The sequence below is a fragment of the Roseovarius sp. THAF9 genome (assembly GCF_009363715.1).
Classification (GTDB): domain Bacteria; phylum Pseudomonadota; class Alphaproteobacteria; order Rhodobacterales; family Rhodobacteraceae; genus Roseovarius.
Window position 1 is genome coordinate 93,205 of record NZ_CP045406.1, and the last position, 23,544, is coordinate 116,748.

General features: G+C 58.1%; 20 protein-coding genes and 3 pseudogenes. 11 read left to right on the forward strand and 12 right to left on the reverse strand.

Translation table 11 applies throughout. The features are described from left to right. Positions 1 to 14: 14 nt before the first annotated feature. Positions 15 to 412 (forward strand): annotated as a pseudogene (locus tag FIU86_RS21345) (8-oxoguanine deaminase); the annotation flags it as partial. A gap of 58 nt (positions 413 to 470) precedes the next feature. Next, positions 471 to 596: pseudogene (locus FIU86_RS21350) on the forward strand (IS6 family transposase); the annotation flags it as partial. Between the two features lie 109 nt (positions 597 to 705). Here the strand turns inward: FIU86_RS21350 and FIU86_RS21355 are convergent. The 10 genes from FIU86_RS21355 to FIU86_RS21400 all read right to left on the reverse strand — a co-directional run bounded on the left by FIU86_RS21355 (position 706) and on the right by FIU86_RS21400 (position 11,452). Then, positions 706 to 1,128, reverse strand: a complete 423-nt coding sequence (locus FIU86_RS21355; RefSeq protein WP_152477390.1) for a hypothetical protein — start codon at positions 1,126 to 1,128, stop codon at positions 706 to 708. Between the two features lie 256 nt (positions 1,129 to 1,384). After that, complete coding sequence (locus FIU86_RS21360) at positions 1,385 to 2,377, reverse strand: IS30 family transposase (RefSeq protein WP_152477391.1); 993 nt, start codon at positions 2,375 to 2,377, stop codon at positions 1,385 to 1,387. Positions 2,378 to 2,555: 178 nt separating this feature from the next. Then, positions 2,556 to 3,296, reverse strand: coding sequence for an SDR family NAD(P)-dependent oxidoreductase (locus FIU86_RS21365; RefSeq protein ID WP_152477392.1), 741 nt, complete (start codon positions 3,294 to 3,296; stop codon positions 2,556 to 2,558). Between the two features lie 8 nt (positions 3,297 to 3,304). Next, positions 3,305 to 4,099 carry an SDR family NAD(P)-dependent oxidoreductase gene (locus tag FIU86_RS21370; RefSeq protein ID WP_152477393.1) on the reverse strand — a complete coding sequence of 265 codons (795 nt, stop codon included), beginning with the start codon at positions 4,097 to 4,099 and terminating at the stop codon, positions 3,305 to 3,307. 93 nt (positions 4,100 to 4,192) lie between these two features. Continuing rightward, positions 4,193 to 5,128 carry a 3-hydroxyacyl-CoA dehydrogenase NAD-binding domain-containing protein gene (locus FIU86_RS21375; RefSeq protein ID WP_152477394.1) on the reverse strand — a complete coding sequence of 312 codons (936 nt, stop codon included), beginning with the start codon at positions 5,126 to 5,128 and terminating at the stop codon, positions 4,193 to 4,195. Then, positions 5,128 to 6,546, reverse strand: a complete 1,419-nt coding sequence (locus tag FIU86_RS21380; protein ID WP_152477395.1) for a gamma-aminobutyraldehyde dehydrogenase — start codon at positions 6,544 to 6,546, stop codon at positions 5,128 to 5,130. The genes FIU86_RS21375 and FIU86_RS21380 overlap by 1 nt, the downstream gene beginning before the upstream one ends. Positions 6,547 to 6,563: 17 nt before the next feature. Beyond that, entirely contained in the window at positions 6,564 to 7,493 is a 930-nt protein-coding gene (locus tag FIU86_RS21385) for a 3-keto-5-aminohexanoate cleavage protein (RefSeq protein ID WP_152477396.1), read from the reverse strand. Between the two features lie 121 nt (positions 7,494 to 7,614). Then, positions 7,615 to 9,147 (reverse strand): choline-sulfatase, encoded by a 1,533-nt coding sequence (betC, locus tag FIU86_RS21390; RefSeq protein ID WP_152477397.1) that lies wholly within the window; start codon positions 9,145 to 9,147, stop codon positions 7,615 to 7,617. A gap of 8 nt (positions 9,148 to 9,155) precedes the next feature. Continuing rightward, the gene (locus tag FIU86_RS21395) at positions 9,156 to 10,298 is read right to left on the reverse strand and encodes an SRPBCC family protein (RefSeq protein ID WP_152477398.1); all 1,143 of its coding nucleotides are present in this window, start codon (positions 10,296 to 10,298) and stop codon (positions 9,156 to 9,158) included. 140 nt (positions 10,299 to 10,438) lie between these two features. Next, complete coding sequence (locus FIU86_RS21400; RefSeq protein ID WP_152477399.1) at positions 10,439 to 11,452, reverse strand: GlxA family transcriptional regulator; 1,014 nt, start codon at positions 11,450 to 11,452, stop codon at positions 10,439 to 10,441. A 99-nt stretch (positions 11,453 to 11,551) separates the two neighbouring features. Between FIU86_RS21400 and FIU86_RS21405 the strand changes: the two genes are divergently transcribed. Genes FIU86_RS21405 through FIU86_RS21420 form a run of 4 tightly spaced genes read left to right on the forward strand, consistent with a single transcriptional unit; the run spans position 11,552 to position 16,671 of the window. Further along, positions 11,552 to 12,502 carry an ABC transporter substrate-binding protein gene (locus tag FIU86_RS21405; protein ID WP_152477400.1) on the forward strand — a complete coding sequence of 317 codons (951 nt, stop codon included), beginning with the start codon at positions 11,552 to 11,554 and terminating at the stop codon, positions 12,500 to 12,502. A gap of 16 nt (positions 12,503 to 12,518) precedes the next feature. Then, positions 12,519 to 13,574: a glycine betaine/L-proline ABC transporter ATP-binding protein gene (locus FIU86_RS21410; RefSeq protein ID WP_152477401.1), complete on the forward strand. Its 1,056-nt coding sequence runs from the start codon at positions 12,519 to 12,521 to the stop codon at positions 13,572 to 13,574. Continuing rightward, entirely contained in the window at positions 13,571 to 15,643 is a 2,073-nt protein-coding gene (locus tag FIU86_RS21415; protein ID WP_152477402.1) for a proline/glycine betaine ABC transporter permease, read from the forward strand. Before FIU86_RS21410 ends, FIU86_RS21415 begins: the two co-directional genes overlap by 4 nt. A 32-nt stretch (positions 15,644 to 15,675) precedes the next feature. Further along, complete coding sequence (locus tag FIU86_RS21420; RefSeq protein ID WP_152477403.1) at positions 15,676 to 16,671, forward strand: GlxA family transcriptional regulator; 996 nt, start codon at positions 15,676 to 15,678, stop codon at positions 16,669 to 16,671. 304 nt (positions 16,672 to 16,975) lie between these two features. On the opposite strand, the gene FIU86_RS21425 is transcribed toward FIU86_RS21420, so the two are convergent. Beyond that, positions 16,976 to 18,226: an MFS transporter gene (locus FIU86_RS21425; RefSeq protein WP_152477404.1), complete on the reverse strand. Its 1,251-nt coding sequence runs from the start codon at positions 18,224 to 18,226 to the stop codon at positions 16,976 to 16,978. 559 nt (positions 18,227 to 18,785) lie between these two features. On the opposite strand from FIU86_RS21425, the gene FIU86_RS21430 reads away from it, so the two are divergent. The 4 genes and pseudogenes from FIU86_RS21430 to FIU86_RS21445 form a co-directional block, all read left to right on the forward strand. After that, the gene (locus tag FIU86_RS21430; protein ID WP_152477405.1) at positions 18,786 to 19,550 is read left to right on the forward strand and encodes an amino acid ABC transporter substrate-binding protein; all 765 of its coding nucleotides are present in this window, start codon (positions 18,786 to 18,788) and stop codon (positions 19,548 to 19,550) included. Positions 19,551 to 19,558: 8 nt separating this feature from the next. Beyond that, entirely contained in the window at positions 19,559 to 20,233 is a 675-nt protein-coding gene (locus tag FIU86_RS21435) for an amino acid ABC transporter permease (protein ID WP_152477406.1), read from the forward strand. Next, on the forward strand, positions 20,230 to 20,961 hold the full coding sequence (locus FIU86_RS21440; protein ID WP_152477407.1) for an amino acid ABC transporter ATP-binding protein: 732 nt from the start codon (positions 20,230 to 20,232) through the stop codon (positions 20,959 to 20,961). Before FIU86_RS21435 ends, FIU86_RS21440 begins: the two co-directional genes overlap by 4 nt. A gap of 367 nt (positions 20,962 to 21,328) precedes the next feature. Then, positions 21,329 to 21,445: pseudogene (locus FIU86_RS21445) on the forward strand (transposase); the annotation flags it as partial. A gap of 115 nt (positions 21,446 to 21,560) precedes the next feature. Here FIU86_RS21445 and FIU86_RS21450 read toward each other — a convergent pair. After that, entirely contained in the window at positions 21,561 to 22,601 is a 1,041-nt protein-coding gene (locus FIU86_RS21450; RefSeq protein WP_172977606.1) for a GlxA family transcriptional regulator, read from the reverse strand. Positions 22,602 to 22,717: 116 nt separating this feature from the next. Here FIU86_RS21450 and FIU86_RS21455 point away from each other — a divergent pair, with 116 nt between their 5' ends. Then, complete coding sequence (locus tag FIU86_RS21455) at positions 22,718 to 23,527, forward strand: isocitrate lyase/phosphoenolpyruvate mutase family protein (RefSeq protein WP_152477409.1); 810 nt, start codon at positions 22,718 to 22,720, stop codon at positions 23,525 to 23,527. Positions 23,528 to 23,544: the final 17 nt, after the last annotated feature.

The following is a 23,544-nucleotide window of genomic DNA, read 5'->3' on the forward strand; positions in this document are numbered from 1 at the left end:
ACCGGGTTGCAGGAATGACCTCCATGTTGCTGAAAAACGCCGACTGCGTGGTCACGATGGATGCGGAGCGGCGCGAGATCGCGGGTGGCGGTGTCTACATCGAGGATGGGCGCATCGTGGCCGTAGGCCTCAACGAAGACCCTCCGTCTGCCGCGGATGAAACTGCGGATCTGACGGGTCACATGGTTCTGCCCGGGCTCGTGAGTACCCATCACCGCATTTACCAGTCCCTGATACGGGTCGTCGGATCGGTGCAGGACAAGGAGTTTTTCGGCTGGCTCGAACCCCTTTTCCCATGTGGTCGGGCCTTACGCCCGAAATGGTGAACGTCTCAACGGAACTTGCGATGGCCGAGCTGCGCATTTCGGGATGCACCACGGCCAGCGATCACCTCTACATATATCTCAACGGTGTTGTCACGTAAACTCGGCGTCGGTTGCGGTGTGCCGACATTAGCGTATTCGAAGTGCATGACCCAACCCTCGATCAGCCACAAACGCCACCGCTACCCGCCCGATATCCTTGCTCACGCGGTCTGGCTGTACGTCCGTTTCAATCTGAGCCTGCGAGAGGTCGAGGAGATGATGCTCGAACGGATTTGATCGCAGCGCTCGCACGGAGCGCGGTGCGAACAAGCCAGAATTAGGTTGCGTTCGGCCATCATGTACGCTCGAGCGAAGGCACTTTCATCGATAAGGCAGCGTGCTACCGCAACTTTGAAACGATATCTTGCAAAGTCGTTTCAAACCAATCCGCCGTCGTGACCCGGTCTTCAAGTTTCCCGGTTCCCAGATTGAGAAGGAATGCCCCTCCACCAAATTCATTGAGACGTGGTTTGCTGCAGCTTTCGCTGTAGGGAAATCCCCAGTATCCGGTGCACCCGAGCTCTTCGGCAAGTCGCCGCACGAACGCGATCACCGCCTCGATATCCGCATCGCCATAGGCGTCGCGCAACCACAGAACATTCGATGCGTCCTCTGCCTCGAGCACAGAAACATCGAAACTGTGCATACCCGTGCACGTTGTTTCGTCATCGCGTAGCGCGTCCAGAAGAGTTAAAGCGTACGAAGCCTCAGCTTCCGAATTCAGTACCAGGCTGCTTGAAAATTGAGTAAAGTGGCAGGCCATATGCGTCTCCATAATTGTTATGAGAAGCATTTGGGCTCGAAATCTTAAAGAGTTGTAAAGTTCTGAGAGAAACCCAGTATATTACATAATTATCAAAGCCTTACGTGATTTCGCGTTGATTTTTGTTCTCACAAGGCGCCCTTAGAAAAGGCGATGCCGGTGTCGCTACAGGATCGCCCAACGGGAGACGGAAGGGCGATCATTTCGGGGTGTGAATTCAATGGTGATGGCTCAAGGGTCGTTGCGACGGTTTCCGCTATCTCAGTTTCATCATCTCTTCCCTGAAGGCTTCGGTTGGGGTTCGCCAGCCGAGGCACTTTCTGGGTGTGCTGTTCAGGCGGTCACGAATCGCCTTCATATTGCGATTTGAGAGCGCCGCGAGCTGGGTGTCTCGTGGCAGATATCTGCGCGCACGTTTGTTCAGGTTCTCGACGGAGCCTTTCTGCCAGGGCGCTTGCGGATCGCAGAACCAACTCTCCGTGCCGATGCCCGACCTCAGCCTGCGCCAGGCCCGGAATTCAAAGCCCCGGTCGAAGGTGATCGACTTGAGGGCGGGCTGGGGCAGGGGTTCCATCACATCCATCAGCTTGTTTATGAAGTGGGTCGAGCTGCGGTCGTTGTTGCGGAACAGGACGGCAAACCGGGTTTTGCGTTCAACCAGTGAGGCGACATTCATCGTGCCCTGCGAGCGCTCAAAGATCATCAAATCGCCTTCCCATTCGCCAAAAGTCTCGCGCGCCTTCACGTAGTCGGGTCGTTCATGGATTGACCGATCCGGCGGAAAAACTTGTCCTCTGGGGCGTTTGGCATAACGTGGCTGCCGTTTTTTTCTTCGACTGGGCAGATGGCGGGCGAGTTGTTCTGATTGGCCTTCGGCGCTGTAGACGTAGGCATAGATCGTCTCGTGGCTGACACGCACAGGCTGGTCATCAAAGCCAAGGCGACCCGCAATCTGTTCCGGTGTCCAGCCGATCTTCAATTGAGTGACGACATGCGCGCGCAAGTCTTCAAGGCGAACCAGTTTGCGTCTTCGAGCGCGGCGCTTGGAGGCTTCACGCTGCGCGACGATGCCGTAGTAGCCGTTCAACTCCGGCAACTCGTCGTCTTGAAATCCGTTCCGTTGGATCTCGCGATAGATGGTCGAGCGGTGCCTGCCGAGCTCGGTCGCGATCTTGTTCACAGGCACTTTTGAATTCAGCATGTCTTCAATCGCGCGTCTTTCACGCAAATCCAGCTCTGTGTGGGCCATGTCCGTTCTCCTTGCTTTTCAGCAAGATAGGGGATTTGTCGCAACCCAGTTTAGAATGTGCCCAGAGTACATAGGAAAGGCGCATAATTTATCTTATGTTAATGCTGGTAGCCTTGGCCCGGCGCTTTTGCATAGTACTCCGCCTTGAATTTTGGCGACGAGGCATAACGTGTCGCCACTAATACAAACCTGGATTTACTGGCGATGCGGCTGTCATGCCCCCGTCAATCGTGAACATCTGGCCGGTGGCGTACCCGGCGTCATCCGAAGCAAGCCATACCGCCATCGCAGCTATGTCAGAAGGCTTTCCGAAACGACGTGCCGCGTGGCGGGACAGCGCGTCGCGCCGTGCAGCATCCGGATCCTTCGATAGTTCGAAACCGGCATCCAGCATGCCGGTCTCTATCCAGCCCGGGCAGATCGCGTTGCATCTGACCTTTGGACCGTGATCCACCGCAATCGAGCGGGTCAATCCGTGCACAAACGCCTTGGATGCATTGTACAACGCCATCGACGGGTCGGCGACATGGCCGGAAATCGAGCCGATATTGATGATTGACCCGCCTTCGGACATGCGCGGGATGAAGGTACGGCAAAGGTTGAACACCCCCCGGCAATTGGCACCGATCACCAGGTCCCAGTCCGCGTCCGTGCTGTCGACGACGGTCTTTTCAACCTGCACTCCCGCGTTGTTCACAAGGATGTCCAACGTCGGGAACGCGTCTGCCAGTTTCGCCACCTGCTCGGTATCGGAGACATCCGACTGAACCCAATCACAAGCGTCCGGCAGGCTGTCGGGCCGTGGCCCGCGTCCGCAGGTCGTGACCTTCGCCCCCTCCGACAGAAAGGCCTGCACAATGCCAAGGCCGATGCCCTGACGCCCCCCGGTGACCAACGCCGTCTTGTTCTCAAGTCGCATCGGTTTGCTCACAGTTTCATCTGCTGCACCTGCGCGGACAGCCCTCCGTCCAGCACCCAAAGCTGACCGCTGGCATAGCGTGCTTCGTCGGACGCCAGCCAGTTCACGAGGTTCGCGATGTCGTCCGGCGTGCCGTAGCGTCGGATCGGATGCACATCACGCACCGCCTGCTGCAACTGATCTATTGTCTTGCCGCCCCCGCCAGAACCGTCCCCGGAAAAGAAGCTCTGCAACATGGGCGTGTCTATGTATCCGGGACATATCGCGTTGACCCGAATTCCCTCCGGTCCATGATCGCAGGCCATGGCGCGGGTCAGCGCGTGCACCGCGCCCTTCGTGGCGCAATAGGCCGCAAGCCCCGGGTCGGCGATGAACCCGTCATAGGATCCGAAATTGATGATGCTGGCGCTCGTGCCACTTTCCGCCGACTTTCGCAGCAGCGGCAGCGCGTATTTCGATGTGAGGAACGTGCCGGTCGCGTTCACCGCAAAGGACCGGTTCCATTCCTCCAGCGTGGTATGCTCGATGGTTTTTTCGATCTCGATTCCCGCCGCATTAACAAGGATATCGAGGCGTCCCGCCTCTTCGCCGACCCGCTCCATTGCGGCAACGGCATCGGCCTCCTGGCTTACGTCCAACTTTACGAAAACGCTGCCATCGTCGTCATGCGTCTTTAAAGATCCTTCCTCGGACAGATCGGCAGCATAGACCCTTGCGCCCTCTCGCAGGAACCGGGCCACAATCGCGCGACCGATACCGCCGCGCCCGCCCGTAATCAGAGCCACTTTTCCTTCAAGCGTCATTTGAATGGTCCTTCTCTCGAGAGGTGTCAGCATGAGAAGCGTCAAAACCCTGTTCTGCGCCGCCACTCGTGCCCCGTCCTAACCGTCCGTTGCCTAGCCTTTCCGAGTTCCAAGCAACGCCTTCTGCATGGCGACTATCATTGCGTCCCGTTCGCGGGCCAATTGCTTTAAAGACTGGCCATTTGTTGCCTCCGACAGGCCTTCGACCAGTATTCTTCTGGTGTCATCATCGAGCTGAGGTTTGCCCAGGTCTTCCCACCAGCCGTGAAACGTGTCCGTAAAGTGATCGCAGAACGCGGCAAGCCCGCCCGCGCCGGCGCCAAGTCCGAACAGTGTGGTCGGACCCATCGCAGCCCACCTGAGACCCGGTCCCGCCGACATCGCTTTGTCGATATCACCAACGCTGGCCACCCCCGAGGCGGCCAGGTGAATTGCCTCGCGCCAGACTGCCGCCTGCAACCTGTTGGCCACGTGACCGGGCACTTCCTTGTGTAGCCGGATCGTTGTCTTTCCGAGGTCCGAATAGAATGCGTCCGCAGCGGCCAGAACGCCGTCGCCGGTCCTCTCGTTCCCCATAATCTCAACCAACGGAATAAGGTGCGGAGGATTGAACGGGTGTCCCAACACCAAGGGCGACGGATCGCGCCAACCCTCCTGCATCTGCCCTAGCGTCAACCCGGAGGCAGAGCTTGCGACAACCGTGCCCTTCTCGAGAACCGGTTCGATCTCGGAAAAGATCACATGTTTTACCTGCAGGCGTTCCGGCACGTTTTCCTGAACGAAACCAGCCCCTGCAACCGCGTCCGCGGCCGACGCGGCAAAACTCAGATTGTCAGGCACACCGCGTGAGGTAAGACCAAGCTCGGTCATTGCGGGCCACGCGGTTTCAATATAGTCCTGCACCATCTCTTCGACGTCGGTCGCCGGATCGTATACCGTGACAGAGCGCCCGGAGGCCAAGAACAGCGCGGCCCAGCTTGCGCCGATAACGCCCGCTCCCAGGACCGCAGCATGAGATGTACCCGCCATCAGTGTGCCACCATCACATGCCGTATCGAGGTGTACGCGTCGAGCGCATAGACGCTCATGTCACAGCCCGTCCCGGATCCCTTCATCGCTGCCCAAGGCATCTCCGCCGTGGGCATCCCATGCGTGTTCACCCACGTCATGCCATAGCGCAACTGCGAGGAAAGCTTCATGGCTGTAGACACATCTCGCGTCCAGACGGACGAGGCCAACCCGTACCGTCCTGCATTCGCAACCCGCAGCGCCTCCTCCGCGTCCGCGAAACGCGATAGTGTTACAACGGGCCCAAATACCTCGTTACACGCGATTTCCGCATCGTTTTCGACGTTGGCCACCACCGTTGGCTGGTAGAAGAAACCTGCCCCGCCGCCGGCGGCACCTCCGACACAAACCTCGGCGCTGCCACGGGCCCGATCAACGAACTCCGCCACGCGCTCCAGTTGCGCTGCCGAAACGATGGGACCCATTTCAGTCCCTTCCCCACGCGGCGCGCCAATTTGAATTTTACCGACCTGGTCCGTGACCGCCTTGACCACCGCGTCATATACACTGTCTTGAACCATGATCCGGCAAGGTTGGGCACAATCCTGACCGGCATTGAAGAAGCTACCGAAACGAATGGTCTCAGCCAAAGCCTCCACATCGGCATCATCGAACACGATGACAGGTGCTTTGCCGCCAAGCTCAAGGTGCACGTGCCGGACCTGGTTGGACGCCGCTCTGAACGCGGCCATGCCCGTTGCTGGAGAACCAGTGATCGAAATGCCCTCCATGCGCGGATCGTTGATGAGTTGATCACCAATGGTCGGTCCACGCCCGTGGATCACATTGAATACGCCTTTCGGCAGAACATCCTGCATCAGCTCCGCCAGCCGCAATGTCGCCAGCGGCGTGATCTCCGAAGGCTTCAATACCATCGAACAACCGGCGGCCAGTGGTGCTGCGATTTTCCAAGAGGCCATCATCAACGGATAGTTCCAAGGCGCTATCGACGCCACCGGCCCAATCGGATCCTTGCGGATCATTGATGTGTGATCCCGAACGTATTCGCCGGCAGCCGATCCTGTCTGCGTTCGCGCCGCCCCTGCCATGAAGCGAAAGACGTCGATGACCAATGGCATTTCTTCGTCCCGCGCCATGGGCCAAGGCTTGCCCACGTCCAGTGTCTCAAGCTCGGCCAACTCCTCGATATTGGTTTCGATAAGGTCGGCGATGGCCAGAAGGTACGCTGCGCGTTCGCCCGGAGGTGTCAATCGATAGGTCTCGAAGGCCTCTTCCGATGCGCGTGTCGCGGCCTCGACCTGTTCGGCGCTCGCCTCTTTGATGCTTATCACAGTCTCGCCCGTGGCCGGGTCCAGAACCGGCAAGGCCTCGCCGTCCCCCTGCACAAGCTCACCATTTATCAGCATGCTTGTCTGCATGTACTCCCTCCCATATTTCAGAACGCGACCTTGTCGCCGCCTTTAAGTCCAAGTCTTTTGCGTGCCTCGTCTGGCGTGGCGACACCGAGACCTAGGTTTTCCACGATACTGCTGATCTTGCGCACCTGCTCGGCGCTCGACTTGGCCTTCTGACCCGGACCTATATAGAGGCTGTCTTCAAGCCCGACCCGCAGGTTGCCGCCCAGCAAAGCCGCCTGGGTCGCGAAGGGCATTTGGTGGCGCCCCGCCGCCAGAACCGACCACTCGTAGTCGCCGCCAAACAGGCGCTCGGAGATCCGGTGCATGTGCATCAGGTTGTCCAAATCCGCCCCGATCCCGCCCAAGATTCCGAACACCATCTGAACGAAAAAGGGCGGCTTGACCCATCCCTGGTCGATGACCCAGGCCAGATTATAAAGATGCCCTACATCGTAACACTCGAATTCGAACTTCGTGCCGTGCCCCTCACCCAGTTCCTTCATCGCGTATTCGATGTCGGCAAACGTGTTGCGAAAAATGAAATCCCGCGTCATGTCGAGGAACTCGGGTTCCCACTCATGCTTCCAGTCGGAATACTTGTCCTTCATCGGGAAGATGCCGAAATTCATGCTTCCCATGTTCATACTGGCCATTTCCGGACTCGCATGAACCGCTGCCCGAAGCCGCTCTTCTCGGGTCATTCCCAACCCACCACCGGTCGAGATGTTCATCACGGCACCCGTCGACTGCTTGATGCGTGGGAGAAACTGCATGAAAGTCTCAGGGCGTGCATCGGGCCGCCCGTCTTCGGGATTCCGCGCGTGCAAATGCACAATACTGGCCCCTGCCTCGACGGCCTCGATGCTTGCTTCGGCAATTTCGTTTGGCGTGACCGGCAGATACTCCGACATGGTCGGCGTGTGGATGCCGCCCGTTGGCGCGCATGTGATGATGACGGGCTTGCTCATGCTGTTGTCTAACCTTCGATGTCTTTTGGGGATTTGCCGCGGTTGTTGGCTTCATTTCGGCTCGCGCAATAGTTGCCGATCCAGAACACGCCCGCATCTTCCGAGCAAAACCTTCCCGCTCTCATTGCATATCTTCCTCAAACGGCGGGAACCGGTAACGTGCTGCAGCCACCGTCCAATCCATGTGGTTGCGCACATACTCCTGCGTCGCATCGCGGCGCGGCGCGTAGTCCCAGCCTTCCTGGGGCACCACTTCCATCGCGCGATGGAGCGCACGGCGAGCGCGCTGGGTGGCGATGACGTTTTGCCGAAGGGCCTCGCCATCCCATCGGCGCGCGACCTCTTCGGCAAAGTTCGCCGCGCGCTCGCGGTAATCTGGGTCGCTTGCGCGATTCACCCGTTCACCAGGATCTTTCGCAAGGTCATACAGTTGCGGTGGGTCGATGTCGCAATGAATGTATTTCAGATCCCCTCGCCGGATCATAAAGACCGGCGCCGGTGTCATTTCGGCGCAGTATTCTCCAATCGCCTCGTCGATCTCATCTGCCTGCCCCTGCATCATCGGCACTAGGCTGCGACCATCCACCGGCTCACCCAGAATACTTTCGTCGCCGCCCGCCATCTCGATTAGCGTCGGCAGCATGTCCACGAGCGAGCAAGCGTTCTGCGCACTCCCCGTCGACACGCCCGGCCCGGCGGCGATAAGCGGAACTCTTGAGGAATGCTCGAAGAAATTCATCTTGTACCATAGGCCGCGCTCGCCTTGCATGTCGCCGTGATCGGCAGTGACGATCACGATGGTATCTTCCAGCAAACCGATCTCTTCCAGGGTCCGCACCACCTCACCCAATTTGCTGTCGAAATAACTTACATTGGCCAGATAGGCCCTCCGCGCCCGGCGCGTTTCTTCCTCAGTCAGCATCACGGTCGATGCCTCGATCCCGTCCATCAACCTCTGCGAGAAGGGGTCGTGGTCTTCCTTTGCAAAAGGCGTCGGCAGGTCGATCTCGTCGTCGAAATAAAGGTTCCACCACTCTGGCCGCGCCACATAGGGATCATGCGGATGAATGAAGCTCGCCACCATCAGGAATGGCTGATCTTCACCTGTCGCCTTGTCCCGCGCGCGGTCATAGAGCCACCGCCGCGCCGCAAAACCGACCTCCTCGTCATAGTCGATTTGGAAAGTGGCCTGTGCGAGCCCGCTTTCTTTCACGGTCTGCATGTTATGGTACCACTTATCGATGCGCTCGTCGGCGGCTTCCCAATCCGGTGTCCAGGCAAAATCGGCCGGGTAGATATCCGTCGTGATCCGGTCGCGGAACCCGTGCTTCTGGTCGGGGCCCACAAAGTGCATCTTGCCCGATAGACAAGTCCGATAGCCAAGGCTTCCCAAGTAATGCGCGAAAGTCGGCACCGAGGCGCGAAACTCGGACCCGTTATCATATGCGGCAATCCGGCTGATAAGCTGCCCTGACATAAAGGAAAATCGCGACGGTGCGCAGAGCGGAGAGTTGCAGTAGGCTGCGTCAAACCTCATGCCCCGTGCTGCCAGCGCGTCCATATGCGGGGTTTTCGCCACCTTGTGACCATAGGCGCCTGTGAACTGTGGCGCCAACTGATCCGCCATGACGATGACGATATTGGGTCGGCTCATTTTGCGCATCATCCTCCGAATGCCTTTTCATAACCATCCAGCATAAGGCCGTGAAAATGGTGAACAGCATGCTCAGACTTGCCTGAACCCGTCGGATCGTTGACGATACGCCCCTGCGTGAAGGCAGGGGTGCTCATCCCCCTCTGCACACTTTCCACAAGACTGATGTCCTCGACTTGCAACACCTCGTCGAGGTAGCGGATCGCATCCAACTCCATCGGATCCGGCTCTGGCGTTTCCAGAAAGAAGTCGTAGGTTTCCAGCGTCCGGTCCGGCCCGGCGGGAATGATGTTTAGAATGATCATGCTCGACCTACCCGGATATCGCATCAGGCAGGTCGTCGGCCAAAGCCACCAGACGGCGTGAGTTCGGACCGTGGCATTTGACACATCATAGGCCGAATTCGCCCCTTGGCCTGCATCCGCCATGTGGCTGGAATAGATACCATGCGTGGTGACCTTGTAGGTGTCCATGTCCACCAGGTCGCAGAAATCTTTGTGGGCCGTGGGGCAGTGATAACACTCCAAAAAATTATCGACCACGTTTTTCCAGTTGGACTTGATGTCGTAGGTCAGCCGGTGCCCGAAAGTCAGGTCCTCCAGACCAGGTGCCCAGTGGCGGATTTCGGTTTCCAGGTTGCCCGACTGTTCCCGCAGCGAGGCTGCTTCCGGATCCAGATTAGCGAAGATAAAACCACAAAACTCCTCCACCTGCACTGTGTCCAGGCAAATCTCTTTCGGTTGGAAACCCTCCAGGTGATCAGTCTCCGGTGCGCGCACCAGTTGCCCGTCCAACTTGTAGACCCAAGCGTGATAAGGACACATGATCCGGCTTGTCTGGCCCTCGCCCCGCAGCAGTTCATGTGCCCGGTGCTTGCAGACATTGTAGAAAGCGCGCAAGACACCCTCGCGGTCGCGCACCACGGCAATAGGCCGCTCCGCTATGGTCACCGTCACATAGGATCCCGGCTCGCGTAGCTTCTCGACATGGCAAACCCACTGCCAGGTCTTGGCGATTATCGCCTGCAAATCTGCTTCGTACCAGGCTGGCTTGGTATAGCAATCAGCATGCAACGACATCGACCGGCTGGAGTCTTGCGAGTAGCCCAGCCGGATGAGAGAGAAATCGGCTTTCGAAGGCAGTTCCGTCATCTTTGTGCTCCCTAGCGAGGTCCGCTGCGCGGACGGCGTGCGTTAAGTGATATGCGTAGAAGCATCGCCCGAGAAAATGCATCGAAATGTGCGCAGATCGACACAGACAAAACTCGATTCGCCGTGGCGCAGCAGTGTTGCTATTCGCTGCGCCGGTGCATCGGCCAAGCCCGGAATTCAAACGGCACACGACCCTCTACTCGGTCCGTGCGCGGCGGCAGCCCGAAACGTTCACGGTACGCCCGGCTGAAGTGAACCTGGCTGGCAAAGCCCGACGCAAGTGCCACCTGCGACAGCGGCATTTCCGTCTGCGTGACAAGTCCGCGCGCTCGATCCAGCCGGATGTCTCTGTAATAAAGAGATGGCGTCTTACGGACATACTCGCGAAACAGCCGCTCTAGCTGACGTTGAGAGACACCAAGTTGCTTGCTGATATTTTCGATAGACAAAGGCGTCTCGAGGTGAGTCTCCATCAAGGCAATGGCACGCTTCACTGTCGAGGGTGCGGTATTGCCCAGCGGCTCAAGATCCCCGACATGCTGCTTTGTCCCCACGGGCCGCACACTTTGATGAAAAATATATCGCGCGGTCGCATTTGCGATCTCGTCGCCATGTGTGCCGCGCAGCAGATTGAGAGCAAAATCTACCGATGCGCTACCTCCACAGCACGAGACTCGATTGCCGTCGTATACAAAAAGTTCCTCCGATATCTCGCAGTCGGGATACATCTCGCCAAACGCATCAATATGTTCGTAGTGAACCGTGGCGCGCCGCCCCACGAGAAGCCCGGCTTCGGCAAGAATGAACGCACCTGTGTCTAGGGCTCCCAGCGTTGCACCTTGGCGTTCCCATCGCCAGAGTATGGTATGAAGTTGCGTGCTGCGGTTGGCTTCCGGAGTCCAACTACTCGATATAATCGCGATATCTGGCCGGCTTTCTCTCGCCTCCGATAACTTCTGCGTATTGATCGTCATCCCGTTACTGGCGGTACAGGCACCGCCCTGTTCGGACAGGATCGACCACCGGACCAACGCCTTTGCCTCCAAATAATTCGCGGCGCGAAACGGGTCTAGAAAACCGGCGGTCGCCGACATGTTAAAATGCGGAGTCGTGACCACAATCACATTCAGCATTGTGTCGGAGAGCAGCTTCATACGACGACTCATGTTAAAAATCAGTCGAAAATACATAAACCCAAAAGGTGTTCGTCGCCACAATCAATTAATCAAAAACATCACGACAGGGAGAAAACAATGCGCGCGACGACACTAGGTATCGTCCTTTCGACCGCCGCCGGCGTGGCGAACGCCGCCGAACTTGGCGCAACCGACGAACCGATCAAGCTGGCAATCAATGAGTGGACCGGACAGCATATCACGACCCATATCGCCGGTGAGATGCTTAAGGAAGCAGGCTACGAGGTCGAATACACAACCGCGGGGTACATGAACATGTACCAAGCAATGGCTGATGGCGAGATCCACGCAGCGCTCGAGATTTGGTCTTCGAACGTATCTGATGACTATGCCAAACAGTTGGAAGCCAATACCCTGAGCGAGATCGGCGATCTTGGACTAGATGCGAAAGAAGGAATTGCATACCCATCGCACGTGGCAGATCTCTGTCCCGGCCTGCCAGCCTGGGAAGCACTGAACGACTGCGCGCAGAGGTTTGCAACTGCCGAAACGATTCCGAATGGACGTCTCGTAGACTACCCTGCCGATTGGGGCACACCTGGCGCCGACAGAATGAGCGGCTTTGGTCTTCCGTTCAAGGCCGTGCCCGCGGGATCCGAAGGCGCGCTCATTGCAGAGCTTCGCGCCTCCACCGAAAAACAGTCGCCACTGCTGATTACGTTCTGGCAACCTCACTGGGCCATGGCCGCCTACGACGTGGAATTCGTTGAATTGCCCGAAGGCAACGAGCAGTGTTTCGAAGATGCATCCTGGGGAGTGAACCCCAATGCCACTCATGACTGCGATTTCGCGCCGACACGTATATTCAAGGCCACCTGGGCGGGCTTCGAGGACAAGTGGCCCGCCGCCTACGAGATTCTCAGCGAGTTCCAGCTTTCGGTCGAAGTGCAGCAACCGCTGATGGGAAAGGTGGACGTCGACGGTGTCGCCGTCGAAGACGTCGTTGCAAAATGGATGGCCGACAACGAAGACCAATGGCGCCCCGTCGTCGACGCGGCCACACCTTGAAGGTTCGGACGTGGTGATGACCCAAAATGATGCCACCCGGCCTGCCATTCGGTGCAACTCCGTCTGGCAGGTCTTCGGATCCGGAGCCCGAGACCATCTGGACAAGGCACTGACCCAAACCGGCCATGATGCCGAAGCTGCCGCGCAGTCCCTGCGCGGCCTGCGCCTCGTTCCAGCCGTACAAGATGCAACCTTCGACGTCCAGAGTGGTGAATTGTTCGTCATCATGGGGCTTTCGGGGTCGGGAAAGTCAACATTGATACGCTGTATCTCCCGCCTGATTGAAGCGACGGGCGGAGAAATCCTCATAGACGGCGACAACATCTTGGAAGCCAGCAAATCCCGCATGACCGAGCTGCGCCGGGGAAAGCTTGGTATGGTGTTCCAGCATTTCGGCTTGTTCCCGCACATGACAGTCGCCGAAAATGTTGCGTTTCCGCTCAAGATGCAGGGCCGCGCCAAGGCGGACCGTGTCGAGCGCGCCCACGAAGTCCTGGAGCTCGTGGGACTGGCCGGACGCGAGAAAGCATACCCCCGCGAGCTCTCGGGCGGTCAGCGCCAACGTGTCGGGATCGCGCGGTCCCTCGCCGCCAACCCCGATATCTGGTTCTTGGACGAGCCATTTTCCGCGCTCGACCCGCTTATCCGCCGTCAGCTTCAAGACGAATTCGTCGAAATCCAGGCCAGGCTGAAAAAATCCATCGTGTTTATCACACACGATATAGCCGAAGCGCTCAAGATCGCCGACCGGATCGCGATCATGCGCGACGGCAAAATCGTGCAGATCGGTACGCCCGCTGAAATCGTGCTCAACCCGGTTGATGATTACGTCCGAGAATTCTCCAAGGATGTGGCCAAGGGGCGGCACGCCCGGGTCCAATCGGTCATGCGACCCGTCAACGGAGTCATTCCGGATGGTCCGGCCCTGCGGCAGGACATGACACTCGAAGCGGCACTCGCAACCTGTATCGCCAAGTATGCGCCCGTTCCGGTCCACGATGCCGGTGGCAACCTTATTGGCACGGTCGATCCCAGCGATCTGGCATCTGCACTTCAAGCCGAGGATCCATGACAATCCAGAGTGATATCGCCACAGTGCCCGATGGTCCGCGACGCCTCGGTCGTGGTGCCCTTGCAGCGCTTATCGTTCTTGCAACCGGAGCGATTTGCATGGCGCTGACACCTTACCTTTCGTGGCTCGTGAAGTTTCCCGAGGCATGGACACTCCCCGTCACCGAATGGGTGGATGCTGGCGTCGGGTGGTTCCTCAACCTGATCAAGCCACTCGCCAGGGTGTTCTCATCACTTTTGACCTATCCGATGGACTGGGCAAACGCGTTCTGGACCCAGACTCATTGGCTCACCATCGTGGCGGGGATTACCGCCCTGGGATGGTTCATTGGCGGCACCGGCTACGCCGTCCTTGGCCTGATCGGAATGATCTTCGTATTGGCGACTGGTTTCTGGGTCGAGGGGATGCGTACGCTGGCACTCGTCACTGTTTCCGTCCCACTGGCGCTTATCGCCGGCGCGGCCACCGGCATCTTGGCGAACGAAATTCCCCGTTTGAAACCAGCGGTTCAGGCGACCCTCGACGTTATGCAGACAGTCCCGACATTCGCCTACCTCACACCGCTCCTCGTTCTTTTCGGCTTCGGCCCGGTCGTCGGCCTGATCGCATCGGCAATCTATGCCGCACCGCCCATGGCGCGAAACGTGCTACTCGGCCTTGAGCGGGTCGAGCCCGACATCAAGGAAGCGGCAGTCATGAGCGGTGGCAACCGCATTCAGCAACTGTTTCTCGTCGAACTCCCTTCGGCAAAAGCACAGATCATGGTGGGCGTGAACCAATGCCTCATGGCAGCCCTTAGCATGGTCATCATCGCGGCAGTCATTGGCGGCTTCGACGATATCGGCTGGGAAGTTCTGCTGACCATGCGCAAAGCGCAGTTTGGCCCCAGCCTTTTGGCCGGGTTCGTGATTGTCGTCTTCGCGGTGATCATCGACCGGATGAGCGGCAAGCTTGCCGAGGACCAGCAACGCCACGACATCCGTGTCGCCCTCGCGCTATTCCTGCTCGGCGTCGGCGCCGCGCTTGTATTCGGCGGGATCATTCCGGAAAGCGGCACGATCAATGTTCTGCAACCAGTTGCAGGCTGGCTTGACACCACGCTGTCGAAAGTCCTCGCTGCAAATGCAGCGACACTCGACACCATCAAGAACGGGGCGATGTACTACGTCCTGCTTCCTCTACGCATCGGGTTCGACGGCGCTGTCCTGCCATTTACATGGGGCTTCCAATGGACATCCCCGTTGAGCGCGACATTTTTCGCCGGCGCAGCCATCCTCGCGATCCTTGGCATCCTACGCGGAAAAATAACGCTCGGTCTTGTGATCTTCATCCTGGCAGGCGTCTTGGAAACCGGCATCACCGACCTCCCTTGGCCGTTCGTCCTGATCGCCGCGGCCATGATCGGTTGGGTCGCGGGCGGACGAAGCCTCTCGGTCTTCTCGGCACTTATGCTTGCGTTCATCCTATTCAGCGGTCTTTGGGACCAGGCTCTGCTTTCGATCTACCTCTCGGGCGCGTCCGTTTTCACGTGCGCCCTGCTCGGCGGCGGCATCGGACTGATCTGCGCTGTCAGTCCCTTGGCATGGCGCGTGATGCGACCGGTTTGCGACATGCTTCAGACCATTCCGCTTTTCGTCTTTCTCATTCCAGTTCTCATGTTTTTCCAGATCGGCGAGTTTTCGGCATTCCTGGCGATCTGCCTTTACGCGATTGTTCCGATGATCCGCTACACGCGGCACGGCTTGATCAGTACCCCGGACGAACTCGTCGAGGCAGCCGTTTCCTCTGGCGCAACGCAATCGCAGACACTCTTCGAAATCCGCCTCCCCTACGCTGTCCCGACAATCCTCTTGGGGCTGAACCAGACGATCCTGTACGCATTCGCAATGCTCGTAATAGCAGCCCTTATCGGCACGACTGGTCTGGGCCAGTCGATCTACTTGGCTCTTGGTCAGGCGGATGTCGGTCTCGGCATTACTGCCGGTGCCGCGATGGCGGTACTTGCGATAGTGGCCGACAGGCTCGTCCAGGGGTTCGCAACGGAAAAACGTCGAGCCCTCGGGCTTTGAAGAAAATAGGCAGACAATAGCAGAAGCACGATATGACAAAGAACTGGATACCGCGCGGGATCGCATTCTGCGAATTCGAACAGGAGTTCCAAACGGAAAGCTTCACCTTCGTGTTGTTGCCCGAATTCTCAATGAACGCTTTCAGTTCCGCCGTCGAACCACTGCGTCTCGCCAACCAGCTAACGGGCAAGGAAATATTTCACTGGCGTTGCGTATCGGAGGACGGACAACCGGTAGAATGCTCCAATGGCGTAACCGTCGGAGTGAACGGAACCATGGAAGATATTTCCGCCACCGACGCCGTTCTCGTATGCTCGGGCGTGAACCCGGAAAAAAATGCTTCGAGAAAGGTCGCCGACCACATCCGACGCCTGTGGCGGCAAGGCCAAACAGTTGGCGGCATATGCACGGGCGCCTATACATTGGCGCAAGCAGGCATCCTGCAAGGCAGCGCGTTCACACTGCATTGGGAAAACCTTCTCGCGTTTCAGGAGCGGTATCCTCAGCTCGAAGCGTCAGATCAAATCTATACCTTTGACCGACGGATTTGGACATGTGCCGGAGGCAGCGCCCCTACGGATATGATGATTTGCCATATACGCCGATGCTACGGCAGCCTGCTAGCGGGCACCATTTCCAGCATGTGTTTGCACGACGTTGCCAGGCACCGCCAGCAAAGGCAAAAATCCAGCTTGGCTGCTACATTCAACGTTAAGAGCCGCAAGCTGATTGAGATCGCCGAGTTTATGGAAACGCATCTGGACGAATTGGGAAGCCTGGACGATGTTGCTTATCGTTTCGGGATATCTCGTCGCCAGATGGAAAGGCTTTTCCGAAAGTATATGGCGACCACGCCGAAGAAATTCGTAATTTTGTCACGGCTCTATCGCGCACGGTCGCTCATGTCCGATACAAACATAAGCGTCACCGACGCAGCGGCCGCTTGCGGGTTCAGCTCTGCATCCCATTTTTCAAGAAGGTTCAGAGACATTTTCGGCGTTTCCCCGCAGGACTACTCTGCATCCTGAGGCGCAATTCTTCTCACAACTAACGAACCTTCAAATTGCCAACGCTGCGGTGCATCCTCGACAATCGGTCTTGCGTAGCGCCTTGAAGGAATAGTCGGAAGGGCGAAGCGCGCTCTCCGTTGTGAAGGTCTCGGCCCGATCCGGCCGTTGATGGACACAGATGTCGCTTTACTGAATTATCGAGATCTCAGTCATTCGTTGAGCTCACAGCATGATTTACACCCTCACAACGAAGCGCGGAGATCGCGTTCCAAACGCCAGACGGACGTCATGGCTGACTATAGACCAGTTGCGTGAGGGATCATCACTCGTTCTCCCCTTCCCCTTCCTGCTCGGTCGTCCACTCGGTTACCGCGGTCACGGCCACCTGCGACGCGTTCGGCGAAAGCGAAACATAGTCTCCCGCCTCGTCCGCAGGGGGCGCAGAGCGGACCGTCATGCGATAGGCGCACCAGGCAGCGATCGCGAGGAAGGTGCCGGCGATGAACAGCCAGAACCCATCATCGCCGATGAAATCCATCATCTGGCCCGTGACAAGTGGCCCGGCAATAGCGCCGAGGCCATAAATGAAGATCATTCCGCCCGAGGCCGCGGGCATGTCCTCGAGCTCCAGATAGTCGTTGCAATAGGCGATCAGCAACGAATAGAGCGGCGAGGCCATGCCGCCCATGATAACCCCCGTGCCCAGCAGGACCGGAAAACTCGGACCAAAGAGCCACGGTATCAAGCTGGCGACGCCGCCGACCACGGCGACCCCGAGGATCAGCAGGCGCCGGTCAAAGATGTCCGACAGCCAGCCCACTGGGACCTGGAACAGGATGGAGCCAACGAAGATGGAGGCCACGAAGAGCGTGATCCGGCCCGTCGAAAGACCGATCTCGCTGCCATAGACCGAGGCCATGCCGAGCTGAGCCGCGAACACGCCGCCCAGCAGCAGTGTTCCTACCGTCGCGAGAGGCGAAGTGTAGTAGAGCCGCTTGAGGCTCATCGGCTTGATGTTTTCCGCGAATGGCACGGGGCTTGCCGACAGCAGGATCGGCGCGAAGGAGAGAGACACCAGGATGGAGGCGACCGCGAACACCGTGAAGGTCTCGACGGGTATCACGCCGACCAACACCTGCGCGCCGACCATACCGAAGGTCTGCGCCAGCATATAAGCCGACAGGATGGTCCCGCGCGTCGTGTTCGTCGCCTTGTCGTTCAGCCAGCTTTCGGCAGAGACGTAGACCCCCGACAGACAGAACCCCAGCAACAGGCGGATGAGCGCCCAGGCCCAGGGTTCCACAAATATCGGAAAGGCAATCAGGCCCGCGGACATGAAGGAGCCCAAAGCCGCGAAGACCCGCACGTGACCGACACTGCGGATAAAACTCGACGCCATCCGAGAGCCGATCAGGAAGCCGACAAAATAGGCAGAGGTCACGATCGACAGCTCGAATGTCGAGAACCCTTCCAGCCCGCCGCGCACACCCATCAGTGTGGATTGCATGCCATTGCCGATCATGATGAGAAACACGCCGAAAAGCAGGGCCCAGACGTGCAGGATGACTGTCATTTCCGGACCTCGCGGCATTCGGGCGGCTGTTCACGGACCCTTGGGCCAGGCATCCGCGGGCGAACCCAACAGCTTCGGTTCCGCGATTGCAAGCGTAGATGAGAGCGGCCAACGGCAATTATACGTCGTTGTCTGGAAGATGATCGCTATTCGCAGGCTTCCAGTCTTTCGGCGCTCTTCGCGCACCCGCGTTAGATCGAGAACCCCCAAAAGGCTCGCCGCGCTGCAATTTGCTCAATCACGCCTACGAGATCAATGCTTCGCGTGATCCCGATGAACAGCGCGAGTGCCGGGCTTAGTGGTCGTTGCCAATGCCGAGGTGCGCTGGACCAGCTCACGCTCAATTAAGTGGTACGTGAAGTTCAGGTATGCAGCACTTCTTCCGTTCTGGGTTTTCCGAAGGGCATGGAACATTACACCCTACCTAAGATCTTTCAGGGAACCAAAGTGCGCCGGAGGTATTTATCACGTGGACAGCATCCTTTTTCCACCAGTTTGGTTGTGGGTCGACAATTGCATGGGCACGTATGCCCTTCAAACGGCCACAAGGAGCCAGAAAATGCTGAAACAGATCCTCCCCGCCATCTCCGTCGCAGCCACCATCGCTGGTGCGCCGGTCTTGGCGCAAGACACCGAAACGCTGCGCGTTGGCATGTCCGGCGGCTACTTCCCCTTCACCTTCGTGCGCCAGGACGAATTGCAAGGGTTCGAAGTCGATGTGATGAATGCCGTCGGAGAAGAAGCCGGGCTCGAGATCGAGTTCGAGACGATGTCCTTTTCGGGCCTCATCGGAGCGCTTGAAGCTGAGCGGATCGACACGATCGCAAACCAGATCACGATCACGCCCGAGCGAGAGGCCAAGTTCATCTTCACGCAGCCCTACGTGGTTGATGGCGCCCAGGTCGTGACGCGTGAAGGCAACTCGGAAATCGAAGGCATCGAGGATCTTTCTGGCAAGACCGTTGCCGTCAACCTCGGCTCGAACTTCGAGCAATTGCTGCGCGATCTGCCGAACGCCGATGAAATCGACATACGGACGTATGAGTCCAATATAGAGCAGGATACGGCGCTCGGGCGTGTTGATGCCTTTGTGATGGACCGCGTTTCCTCGGCGCAAGTGATCGCGGAGAGCCCTCTCCCGCTGGAACTGGCGGGCGCGCCATTTTCCGAAATCCGCAATGCGCTCCCCTTTCGCAGTGACGAGGCGGGACAGGCCATGCGCGACCGTGTCGATGCCGCGCTGACAAGTTTGCAGGAAGACGGCACGCTGACCGAGATCTCGCATAAGTGGTTCGACAGCGATATCACGAAATCGGCGGAGTGAACTGAACCATGCGGGCACTTGACCTCGACTACATGCTCGGGCTGGTGCCCGTTATCCTGGGCTATGTACCGCTCACCCTAATTATGGCCGGGGCCGGCATGGTGCTGGCGCTCATCCTCGGGTCGCTTCTGGCGGTTGAACGGGTATTTAAGGTGCCGGTTCTGGACTGGCTGGTGATGCTTTTCATCAGCTTTTTTCGCGGCACACCGCTGCTCGTTCAACTCTTCCTGTTCTATTACGGGCTGCCTCAGGTGTTGTCCTTCCTGACCCAGATCAATGGCGTGACCGCGGCGATCATGGGGCTGACGCTCCACTTCTCCGCCTACATGGCAGAGAGCATCCGCGCGGCCATTGCAGGCGTCGACCGCAGCCAATGGGAGGCCGCGCAATCCATCGGTATGACTCAGGGCCAGATGATGCGCAGAATTGTTCTTCCGCAAGCAACACGGATCGCCGCGCCGACGCTGGTCAACTACTTCATCGACATGATCAAGGGCACCTCGCTTGCCTTCACTCTGGGCGTGACCGAGATGATGGGCGCAGCACAGAAGGAGGCGGCCGGGAGCTTCCTCTATTTCGAAGCCTTCCTCGTGGTGGCAATCATCTATTGGATCATCGTCGAGATACTGAATCAGGGTCAGCAACGGCTCGAGATCTGGTTGAACAAAGGATACGTGCGATGATCAAGATCGAGGGACTGACCAAGCGCTTCAATGGCACACCAGTGCTGGACAACATCGACTTGACGATTGAAGAGGGTGAGCGCGTCGTCGTGATCGGACCATCGGGCACGGGCAAATCCACATTGTTGCGCTGCGTCAACTTTCTCGACCGGCCGCAATCCGGCACCATCTCGATCGGCGGCCTCACGGTGGATACGGCACGTGCATCGCGCGCCGATATCCTTACCCTTCGGCGCTGCACGGCATTCGTGTTCCAGAACTATGCCCTCTTTGCCAACAAGACCGCCAAGCAGAATATCATGGAGGCGCTGATAACCGTCCAGAAGCGTCCCCGAGACGAGGCCGAGCGTCGCGCAATGGAGGTGCTGGCCGAAACAGGGCTGGCCGAGAAGGCAGACAGCTACCCGGCGGCCCTTTCAGGCGGGCAACAGCAACGCGTCGGGATCGGCCGCGCCATGGCACTTGATGCGTCTCTGATGCTGTTTGACGAGCCTACCTCTGCGCTTGACCCCGAATGGGTAGGAGAAGTCCTCGACCTCATTCGACGGGTGGCCGAGCGTCGTCAGACCATGCTGATTGTAACCCACGAAATGCAGTTCGCGCGCGAGATTGCGGATCGCGTCATATTCATTGATGGGGGGCGTATTGTAGAGCAAGGTCCGCCCGAGAAAGTGCTGGGTCAGCCAAGAGATGAGCGGTTGAAGCGTTTTTTGAGAAGAGTGAAGTGAATGCCCAGTCGCAAATGGACGACCCTGCATCAAGTATCAGATGCCACATCGCACGTGTGTACCTAGTTGTTTGGTATGAGGAACAGGTGTGAAAGATAGCCGGTAGACGCTTGTGTAGGATGCCTGAATTTCCATGTAAAATATTCCCGCGTTGCCATTCACTTGGGTTGCGATCAGCGCCATCAGTGACCCAACCACGACTTCGACCAACAAAACTATTCCCAATTATCGACAAGAAAAAGCAGGCTTTTTGGAAATGCTAAGCCTGCTTGCCTCGCAAAGGCCCCGGCTAAGCCATTAACGTAGCTGCTTTTGGTTGGAAGAAATCGGCCAATCTTTTCGGTTCCCTCCGAAGCGAGGCCGCACCATGATCACCGAACTGAAGTCCGTCTGCGATGTCTGGACGAAGATGCCGACTGAACGTCAAGCGCGGCTTTTCCTCGAGAGCACCATATGGGGCGATGATCGGTTCTGTCCCCATTGCGACAGGTTGAGATGTGTATACTCTCGCTCAGGCTGAAGGATCACCTTGTTCAGAATCGATTTCTGACCACGGGCAACAGTCTCAGTCGAATGTCGTTGCGAAACCTATGCTTGTTTCAACCCCGATCAACTGCCCGCAGGTCTTGGCCGAAACGGTTTCGATAATCTCGTGGACCGACACCGAGACGCCTGTCGAAGGCCAGATACAGCCCTTCAGACGAGGCGTAGCCACATTCGGCAGCAATACATGAGATGGATTTGTCTGTTTCTTCGAGCAGGTAGCGCGCATTGTCAAGACGGCATTGCTCGATGAACTGGCCCGGAGGCAAGCCGAATAGCTTTGAAAACGTGCGATTGAAGCTGCGCAGGCTGTAGCCGAACTGCCGCGCAAGGGTCTCAAGCCGAAGATCCTTGTCCAGATTTTTTCTGATGTGACTCTCGATGGGATGCAATCGCGCCTCATCATGGTCGGGGTTTGGCGCAGCGTTGAACTGCGCCTGATCTCCCGGGCGCCTGAAGAACACGACCATGGCCTGCGCGACCTTGCGGGCGAGTTCTGCGCCGAGATCTTCTTCGACAAGGGCGATGGCAAGATCCATGCCCGCAGTCGCACCGCCCGAAGTATAGACGTGACCGTCTTTGACGAAGATCCTGTCTTCTGTCAGGCGCACATTGGGATAGCGACTGCGAAAATCCTGCGCGGCGGCCCAATGCGTTGTGGCTTGACGACCATCGAGCACCTTGGCCTCTGCCAAGATGAAGGCGCCGGTGCAGACGCTGACGATACGCCGAACCTGTTTGGACATACGCGCGACCCAGGCGATGAATTCGCTATCCAACAGACATTCGTCGCGATCGTCGGCAGCCTGAAAGATAAGTGTGTCGACCGGGCCTTCGAGATCGGCATAGCCGGTGGTCGCGGAAATAGAGAGGCCTTGGCAGGCATAGATCTGCCCGGTCCCGCGCGACACGATTTCGACAGTGTAAGCTTGCGGATAACCAGCCTCCCGAAGAAAGAACCGAACTTCGGCAAAGACTTGTAGCAAGCCTATGTATTCCAGCGAGTCAGCGGCCGCATTCGTCGCGATAACGACGCGCTTTGGGCCGGCGGCCGTGCAAGGTTGGCGCCGCAGTCTTGGTACTTTGTAGGTTGGCATCCTTCTGGCCCCTGTTTGGCAAATTAAGAAGTTTGGCACGATCCTTATTCTATATGTCATTGCGCCACAATCCGAAGAACCCACATCGGAGGAGTAACTGACAAAGGAGGCCCACAATGCCGACACAACTGCAAAAAGCGGAAACGATGAAAGCTCTTCATGAAGGGTCCGAGACGTTCCTGATACCGGGCCCGTGGGACGTGGCCTCAGCCAAGGTGTTCGAGGCGCTCGGGTTCAAGGCTCTGGCAACCACAAGTGGCGGTCTGGCCAATGCTCTGGGCAAACTCGACGGGCAAGTAACTCTTGAAGAGAAGATCGCCCACTGCCGCGCCCTGAGCGAGGCCACCAGCATCCCGATCACGACGGACCTTGAAAACGGGTATGCCGATGATCCCGAAGGCGTGGCGAATACCATTCGCCGCATTGCCGAAACCGGCGTAACTGGCGGTTCGATCGAGGATTGGAGCGGCGAGAACATCTACGACTTCAACCATGCGGTCGAACGGATCGAGGCAGCCGTCGAGGCGGCACGTTCGCTCGAGTTTCCGTTCGCGGTCATTGGCCGCTGTGAAAATCTCCTGCGCAAGAAGAACGACATGGACGACACGATCCGCCGGTTGAAAGCCTACGAGGCCGCCGGCGCCGATGTGCTCTTTGCGCCGGGGCTGAGAACCCCCGATGAGGTCCGAGCCGTTGTCCGCGAGATCACCAAACCCCTGAGCGTTGTTGCGATGTCGCCGGAAATGACGCTTGCCGACTTGGCTGAGGCTGGCGCCCGAAGGGTCAGCATCGGCGGTGGGATGGCCATGGCCGTCTACGGCACGCTGATCGACGGTGCCCGCGAGATGAAGGAAAAGGGCACGTTCAACTGGATGAAGGGCATCACTGCGGAGAACAAAATCGATCCGCTGCTGGAAGGGCAATAACGTCTCCGTGCATTCGG